The 8,451-nt window shown below is 60.1% G+C and carries 6 protein-coding genes; 5 read left to right on the top strand and 1 reads right to left on the bottom strand.

Annotation, left to right across the window (positions count from 1 at the left end):
- A partial coding sequence (locus JNL55_RS36885; protein ID WP_293867000.1) for a LysR family transcriptional regulator occupies positions 1 to 505 on the bottom strand: 505 nt, incomplete at its 3' end.
- Positions 506 to 617: 112 nt separating this feature from the next.
- On the opposite strand from JNL55_RS36885, the gene mdlC reads away from it, so the two are divergent.
- The 5 genes from mdlC to JNL55_RS36860 form a co-directional block, all read left to right on the top strand.
- Complete coding sequence (gene mdlC, locus JNL55_RS36880; RefSeq protein WP_293866998.1) at positions 618 to 2,198, top strand: benzoylformate decarboxylase; 1,581 nt, start codon at positions 618 to 620, stop codon at positions 2,196 to 2,198.
- Positions 2,199 to 2,220: 22 nt separating this feature from the next.
- Entirely contained in the window at positions 2,221 to 3,666 is a 1,446-nt protein-coding gene (locus JNL55_RS36875; protein WP_293866996.1) for an aldehyde dehydrogenase, read from the top strand.
- 42 nt (positions 3,667 to 3,708) lie between these two features.
- Positions 3,709 to 6,180 carry a TonB-dependent receptor gene (locus tag JNL55_RS36870; protein WP_293866993.1) on the top strand — a complete coding sequence of 824 codons (2,472 nt, stop codon included), beginning with the start codon at positions 3,709 to 3,711 and terminating at the stop codon, positions 6,178 to 6,180.
- 11 nt (positions 6,181 to 6,191) lie between these two features.
- The gene (locus tag JNL55_RS36865; RefSeq protein ID WP_293866990.1) at positions 6,192 to 6,725 is read left to right on the top strand and encodes a 2,4'-dihydroxyacetophenone dioxygenase family protein; all 534 of its coding nucleotides are present in this window, start codon (positions 6,192 to 6,194) and stop codon (positions 6,723 to 6,725) included.
- A gap of 32 nt (positions 6,726 to 6,757) precedes the next feature.
- Positions 6,758 to 8,451: TonB-dependent receptor (locus JNL55_RS36860; RefSeq protein ID WP_293866987.1), on the top strand; the 1,694-nt coding region annotated here is incomplete at its 3' end.

Raw genomic sequence — 8,451 nt, 5'->3', positions numbered from 1 at the left:
AACGGTCGGTGAACTTGTGTTCAGCGACGCGCATGATGGTGTCGCTTTCCGGAATCGCACCTGACAGCGCCACATCGATATCGTTGACCGCCAAGGCGGCGGCGAGTTTGTCTTCCACCGCTTCCATGATTTGCAACTGCAGATTGGGATAGGCGGCGTGAATTCTTTCGAGCAGTGCCGGCAACACCATGATGGCGGCGCTGGCCACCGCACCGACACGCACCGTGCCGCGCCCCAAGCCCAGCCGGATATTGATTTCCTCAATAGCCAGATCGGCTTCTTCGACCAGATGTTCGGCGTACGGCAATAGAGCGTCGCCAAAGCTGGTCAGCTCCATGCCGGTGGTGCGACGTTCGAACAGCTGCACGCGCAATTGTTTTTCCATCTGTTTCACCAGGCGACTCAAGGCCGGCTGGGTCAGATGCAAGGTATCGGCGGCGCGTCCCAGACTTCCCGTCTGCACGATCGCGAGAAAGGCTCGCAATTGTCGTGGTTCCAAAGCCATGCAGGGATGTTATGCCCTGGATGAAAATTGGCAATAGCCAGTACGACAGCCCTGACCCAGACTGCAAACATAAAGCACGCCGGGACTCGATGGCGTTGTATAGGGGGATGGGATGGCGCGGCAGACGACGGTCAGGGACGTGGTGTTCGATTTGCTGCGCGCATTCGGTATGACGACCATCTTTGGCAATCCGGGCTCCACCGAACTGCCGTTGTTTCGCGGCTTTCCGTCGGATTTCAAATATGAGCTCGGGCTGCAGGAAAGTATCGTCGTCGGCATGGCGGACGGTTTCGCGCAGGCCACGCGTAATGCGGCGTTCGTCAATCTGCATTCTGCCGCCGGCCTCGGTCATGCACTCGGCAATGTTTTCACGGCACACAAGAATCAAACACCCCTGGTGATCGCGGCCGGTCAGCAGGCGCGATCCATGCTGCCGTATGAGCCCTTTCTACATGCGCGCGAGGCGGCAGAGTTTCCGCGACCATATGTGAAGTGGGCCTGCGAACCGGCACGCGCTGAAGATGTTCCTGCAGCCATTGCACGTGCTTACTACACAGCGATGCAAGCCCCGAGCGGGCCGACGTTTGTTTCTATTCCGGTGGACGATTGGGATCGCAGCTGCGAGCCGGTGATTGCTCGCCAAGTCAGTCGCACGGTGCGTGGCGATCCTGAGCTGTTACGACAAGCTGCAGAGGCACTGAGTAGCGCGCGTCGACCGGCCATCGTGGTGGGGGCGTCGGTGGCTCGCGATGCTGCTTGGGAAGAAACTATCGCGCTGGCTGAACGGCATGAAGCCGCGGTATGGGTCAGCCCGATGTCGGCTCGTAATAGCTTCCCGGAAAATCACCGTCTGTTCGCCGGCTTCTTATTCGCGGACCGGGCCAAGATTGTCTCAGCTCTCAAGCCCTACGACTTGGTCCTCGTGCTGGGCGCGCCGGTGTTCACCTATCACGTCGAAGGCTCGGGCCCTTTCGTGCCGCCGACGACTAAGTTGATTCAGCTCGTCGACGATCCGGCCATGGCGGCATGGTCGCCGGTAGGTGCGTCCATCGTCACCAGTCTGAAAGCGGGCATCGAGGATTTGCTCAAAGGTGCGCCACCGTTGAAGCGCGCGGCGCCATCGCTGAGTCCGAGACCGTTGCAGCTCGCGGGTACTGAGCTGAGCGACGCCTATCTTCTACAGCAGATCGCGAAGCTGCGACCAACGGGCAGCGTGATCGTGGAAGAGGCGCCGAGCAGCCGTAGCCCTATGCACGATTATCTACCCATAGTCGCTGCCGACGGCTTCTACACCTGCGCCAGTGGCGGACTTGGCTATGGGCTACCTGCCGCTGTCGGTGTGGCCATGGGGCGGCCCGGCGCCAAAGTCATCGCCATTCTTGGCGATGGTTCGAGCATGTACGCCATTCAAGGACTGTGGTCAGCGGCGCAACGCGATCTGCCCATCGCGTTCGTGATCGTTCGTAACGGCGGCTATGAAGCGCTGAACGAATTCGGCGTGCACTTCGCCATGGACCAACTTCCCGGAGTGCAATTGCCCGGACTGGATTTTTGCGGGCTCGCGCGCAGCCAAGGAGTGGCGGCGACTCGAGTCAGGCGCGTCGACGAACTCGACTCCGCCTTACATACCGCGTTCGCGGCCCGCTCGCCGATGCTGGTGGAGGTGAACGTGAGCGGGGGCATCCAACAATGACGAGTGCGCAGGGGACGATGTCATGGACTGTCGATTGTTGATCGATAACGAAGACGTGCCGGCGTCGAACGGGGCGACGTTCGAGCGTCGTAATCCGATGACCCGCTATGTGGCGACTCGAGCGGCGGCGGCCACGGTTGCAGATGCCAAGGCCGCCGCCGATTCGGCTCGCAAGGCGTTTCCGGCGTGGTCGTCGTTGGGGCCGACGGCGCGTCGTTCATTGCTGTTACATGCAGCGGACGAGTTGGATAAACGCACACCAGCTTTCATCGATGCCATGGTCGAGGAAACTGGGGCGACGGCGCCTTGGGCGGGTTTCAACGTGATGCTGGCGGCCAATATGTTGCGTGAAGCGGCTGCGTTGACGACGCGGGTGGCCGGGCAAGTCATTCCATCCGATCGGCCGGGCTCATTAGCCATGTCGATTCGGCAACCCGCGGGTGTGGTACTCGGTATCGCTCCTTGGAATGCGCCGGTCATTCTGGGTGTGCGAGCTATTGCGACGCCGTTGGCTTGTGGGAACACGGTGATATTGAAGGCCTCGGAAGTCTGTCCCACCACCCATCGCTTGATAGGCGAGGCGATGCGAGCGGGAGGGCTGCCGCCCGGCGTCGTGAACGTCATTACCAACGCACCCAGCGATGCTTCCACCATCGTCGAGACGCTGATCTCACATCCCGCGGTGCGCCGGATCAACTTCACCGGCTCAACTCGAATCGGCAAGGTCGTGGCCGCGGCGGCGGCCCGTGAGCTCAAGCCGGTGTTGCTGGAACTCGGTGGCAAGGCGCCGTTGCTGGTGCTCGACGATGCCGACCTGGATCAAGCCGTCAACGCCGCCGTGTTCGGTGCCTTCATGAATCAAGGCCAGATCTGTATGTCGACGGAGCGGATCGTCGTGCACGAGTCAGTCGCCGACGCCTTTGTTTACAAGCTGGGGACCAAAGCTCGCTCGCTGCCCGCAGGCGACCCCCGAGGCAAAGTGGTGCTGGGCTCGTTGATCGGGCCGGAGTCGATCTCGCGCATTCAACGGTTGCTCGACGACGCTGCATCCAAAGGTGCGGACCTGGTGCTACGAGGCGAGGTGAATGGCACGGTGATGGCAGCGACTGTCGTCGACCGCGTCACGCCGGGGATGGCCATCTACAAAGAGGAGTCGTTCGGCCCGGTCGTGTGCGTCATGCGCGTCAAGGACGATGACGAGGCGGTGCATGTCGCCAACGACAGCGAATATGGGTTGAGCTCAGCCGTGCATAGTCGTGACATCCCGCGGGCATTGAAAGTTGCCGCGAGGATCGAAGCAGGCATGTGTCACATCAACGGCCCCACCGTGCATGACGAAGCGCAAATGCCGTTCGGCGGCATGAAAGCCTCGGGCTATGGCCGCTTCGGTGGTGACGCCGGCATTGCCGAGTTCACCGATCTGCGCTGGATCACCGTAGCCACCGAGCCGGTGCACTACCCATTTTGAGTCTGACAAGGAATCCACAACGGGCGATTCAAGGGGGACCTCATGAGCGGCGTCAGCGACGACTATCGTTTCAGTTCTCGGCAAGCAGCTTGGCTGTTGCTGTTGCCGACGGTGTTGGTGAGCACGGTAGCGATGGCGCAGTCGGAACGACAAGGCGCGTTATTGGAAGAAGTGATCGTCACGGCGCAGAAGCGTGCTGAGAACGTGCAGGACGTGCCGATCTCGATGCAAGCCTTCACCGCCGCTGAACTGCAGAACGCTCGCGTTGGTGAGCTAACCGACATTGCGCGGATGGCGCCGAACCTCAACGTAGTCGTGCAGAACGCGATGAGTCAGCACATTGTGATTCGCGGCGTCGGCACCAACGAGTTCTTTGGCAATGCGCCTTCGTCCGTGGGCTTATACATGGATGAAGTGACCATGAACTCTTCGTACATGAGCACGCTGGGCTTGTTCGACATGGAGCGCACCGAGGTATTGCGGGGGCCGCAGAACAGCCTGTTCGGTCGGAATACGACTGGCGGTGCGGTCAACTACATCACTCATCAGCCGAAGGTCGGCGGTGAGACGGAAGGTTACGCGCTGCTGACTTATGGACGACACAATCTCGCGGAGGTGGAGGGCGGTGTGACGCTGCCCATGGGCAATCAAGCCGCTGCACGTATTGCCGGCATTTATCACAGCCGCGACGGCATCTGGAACAATCTGGACAGCGGCGATCGACACTATGGCGATCAAGAGCGCTACTCGTTGCGAGCCACGGTGGCGTGGGAGCCTTCCGAGCAGACGCGCTTTACGTTCAGTGCACATCATGCACGTGACGACAGCCAAGCTCAGCCGCAGAAGGTGGCGGGCGCCTTGATCAACTCACCGCCGCTGCGAATCAATGACATCGCTCCCGCAACCCGCAATATCGACTGGACCAATGGCAATGGCGCGGCCGGCTTGGTCAACATCGAAGGCATCGATCATCACACCAATCGTTGGAACGATGTTTACACCGGCGGCTCGCAGCGGGCCGATCTGTGGGTCGACGGCGGCTACCTGAAGATCCAGCACGACTTTGGCAACGTGTCGCTCACGTCCATCTCTTCGTACGACCGCACTCATGCCTGGTACGAAGAGGACAACACGGCTAACGGCAATCGCACCGTGAACACGGACGTGCTGATCATCGACATGGACCAGGAGTACAAGCAATTCACTCAGGAGCTACGGCTCGCTTCCGATGACGGCGATGCCAGCTTCCGCTGGATTGCCGGCCTCTACTATCTGCAGGAGGACGCGCTGCTGGCGCAGAACATTCGCTTCGGCAGCAATGGTTTCCCGGGTGCGCATCCGTCGGCGGTCGGAATTACGCCGCCGAGCCTGTTCGATATCATCCCCAATCCGTATCAGAACACGGTCTCGTTCAGTATTTCGGACCTGGAGGACCAGAGTCTGTCGGCCTATGTCCACACGGATTATGAGTTCATCGATCAACTCACACTGACTGTGGGCTTGCGCTACACGCGTGATGACAAGGCGAACCCGTCTTACTATGCCGGCGCGTTCGACAAGACTGGCCGCAGTCCTGCGACTTACTACGACCGTGAGTTAGTCGAAAGACTCGCAGCGGGATTGCCGGCGTGTCTGCCCAAGACTAACCCTGCGTACATTCCATTCACCCGCTGCGCGAACACCAATACTTCGCGCCCTAATCTGGAAACCGATCAGGTCGGCGGCAAGATCGGCTTGCAGTATCACGTCACCGACGACTTCATGCTGTACGGCGGTTACTCGCGCGGCTTCAAGTCCGGCAAGTTCGACATGGAGTTCCTGCATACGGATGACACGCCGTTTCCGCAACGGCCGCTGGATCCGGAAATCCTGGATGCGTTCGAGGTGGGCTTCAAGTCCACGCTGGCGCAGGCCTTCCTGTTCAACGCGGCGGTGTTCTACAACATCTGGAAGGATCAGCAGGTGTTCAACGTCGGCGTCAACGGGCCGGAGTTTTTCAATTTGCCCGAGTCCAAGATCTACGGTGCCGAGGCCGAGTTCGAATGGGTGCCGAGCCGTGACTGGCTGATTCGCGGCAGCCTGGGCTATTTGCACACCGAAATCACCGACGTGACCGGCATCGACTTCGATTTGCGTCAGGGCGATTTCCAGAAGGGTCACGAGCTGCCGCTGGCGCCGGAGCTCACCGGCAACGCCGGCGTGCAGCGCACGTTCGAGTTTGCCGCCAATTCGTTGGTGCTGAGTGTGGACTATCGTTACCAGAGCAGCTCCAAGGTGAAGTACAGCCCGCAAGTTCCCATCGACGAATACGAGTCGCGCGCCGAGGTGAATGCGCGAGCATCGTTCATCTATGGCGAGGACGATCGCTATGAGATCTCGGCGTTCGGTAACAACCTTACCGATGAGAAGTACTGTGTAGAGATTCAAGACCTGCGAGGCGTGTCCGGGTCGTTCTACTGCGTGCCCAACGATGGCTTGGCGCAGTATGGCTTGCAGGCACGTTTCCGTTTCTAGCGGAGCAGACCATGCCCGACGCACCCGGTGGCGAGTTCTGGCGGGAGTTACAGCCCATCAAGCAGGTGCTCCGGCCCAATGCGCTGCCGGAGTTGTTTCATGCCAAGGTGGCCGACGCCGATGACAAGTACTTCGTGCCGTTCAGCGACACGGTGAGTTCCCGGCCGTTGTGGATCTCGACCCAACGAAACATGTGGGCCGATGTGCTGATGGCCAAGCGCGCCGGGCTGGTGAATCGTCACTATCATCCGCACCAGATCTTCGCCTATACCATTTCCGGCAAGTGGGGCTATCTGGAACATGACTGGACAGCCACCGCCGGCGACTTCATCTACGAAGCGCCGGGCGAGAGCCACACGTTGGTGGCCTACGATAGCGGCGCACCCATGCGCGTATTTTTCGTGGTGCAAGGGCCGTTGATCTGGCTGGACGAGCAAGGCAACGGCGTCAGTCATTACGACGTGTTCGACTACGTCGCCGCCGCCAGGGAACATTACGACAAGGTGGGCATCGGCGCCGCCTACATCGACGCGCTGATCCGATGAGATAACAAACGTTCATACGATTGGGGGGACACATGGAGAAGCTGGCAAGCAAGTGCTCACTCGCCTCTACGATTGCGTTGTGTTGGGTCGCTCCGACGACGGTCTCGGCGGCCGAGCAAGAGACCGGATTCGTGCTGGAAGAGGTGCAGGTAACGGCCCGCAGGGTGGAAGAACGGTTGCAGGACACGCCGGTGTCGGTGGCGGTGTTCACGCCCGAGACGTTGGAGCGGCGACAAGTGTTCTCCACCGACGATCTGGACCAAACCACGCCCAATCTGGTGTTCAACAGTAGCGCGCGACTCGCTGGCAATAGCTCGGCAGTGGTCGTGACCATTCGCGGCATCGGACAGACCGATCCCACACCGGACGTCGATCCAGGAGTGGGTTTGTATATTGACGATGTTTATATGGGGCACGGTGTCGGTGGTAGCATGGACTTTCGCGACATCGCCTCAGTGCAGGTTCTGCGTGGACCGCAAGGCACGCTGTTCGGAAGAAACACCATCGGCGGCGCGGTCCTGATCACTACCAAGGATCCAGAGAAAGACTTCGGTGGCACGGCGAAGGTGGGCATCGGCTCCGACAATCTTCGCGATGTGTTCCTGGGCTTGGACGTGCCGATGAGCGAAACGCTGGGCGCGCGGTTGTCATTCGGCGGGCGCAAGCAGGATGGCTTCATCGACTATCCCGCCGAGAACAAGAAGCTCGGCGACGTGAACACCTATACCGTCACTGGCAAATTGGTGTGGACACCGAGCGAGCAGCTGACCGCCAAGCTGGCGTTCGATTACACCGAGGCCGATGAGAACGGCGCGGCGTTGACCAACGTGGCCATCAATCCCACGTCGGCGTTCCCGCGCAACGTCAGTTTTCTCGCCGGCTGTCCCGGAATGACCACCCTAGGTACACCCGTGCCGCAGATCGCCGATCCGCGCTGTGCAAACAACCTGATGCTCGGTGGTCCGTATGTGAACAACGGCAACTCCCGGGTCAACAGCGACCTGGAGAACCGGGGCGTGGGACTGAACATTCAATACGATCTCAGCGAGCGCTGGAGCTTGAAGTCCATCAGCTCCTATCGCGAGATCGAATGGAACGGTAATCGCGATGCCGACGGCACGCCGTTCCCCATCCTGTCCACGGACTATGACGTGGAAGGCGATCAATGGAGCCAGGAGCTGCAGCTGATCTTCACTGGCGCCAAGCTCACAGCCGTCAGCGGCGCTTATTATTTCGAGGAGCGCTCCGACGACACTTTGATCGTGACCTTTTCGCCGCCGGGCGTGACTCAGTCACCCCCTGGCTTCACGCCTCCGTCTACCGGCAACTGCGATTGCAATACCGTCAAGAATCACAGTTGGGCGGCGTTCACTAATTGGACTTACAAACTCACCGAGCAGCTGAGCCTCGGCGCCGGGGCCCGCCACACCTCGGACACCAAGGGTTCATTGCCGGACGAGTACGATCTGCGCACGCCCACTGTGAAGTGGCTGCCGGTGCAGCTGTACCAAAAGACCTTTTCCAAAACCACGTTTTCAGGAAATATTTCGTATCGCTGGTCGGAGGCCGCGATGACGTACTTGAGTTATGCGCAGGGCTTCAAGGGCGGCGGTTGGAATAGTCATTTCAATCGACCCATCCAAGCCACGGATCCGCATCTGTTCAAGGAAGAGACGGCGGAGAGTTACGAGCTCGGCTTCAAGCTGGACTTGCTCGACGCCACGCT

Source organism: Steroidobacter sp., assembly GCF_016790065.1.
Taxonomy (GTDB): domain Bacteria; phylum Pseudomonadota; class Gammaproteobacteria; order Steroidobacterales; family Steroidobacteraceae; genus Steroidobacter.
This window is presented reverse-complemented; position numbering and strand designations above follow the sequence as displayed.

Bases quoted from the DNA above. Each gene is read 5' to 3' on its own strand.
- mdlC (WP_293866998.1), top strand. From the start codon at position 618: ATGGCGCGGCAGACGACGGTCAGGGACGTGGTGTTCGATTTGCTGCGC.
- JNL55_RS36875 (WP_293866996.1), top strand. From the start codon at position 2,221: ATGGACTGTCGATTGTTGATCGATAACGAAGACGTGCCGGCGTCGAAC.
- JNL55_RS36870 (WP_293866993.1), top strand. From the start codon at position 3,709: ATGAGCGGCGTCAGCGACGACTATCGTTTCAGTTCTCGGCAAGCAGCT.
- JNL55_RS36865 (WP_293866990.1), top strand. From the start codon at position 6,192: ATGCCCGACGCACCCGGTGGCGAGTTCTGGCGGGAGTTACAGCCCATC.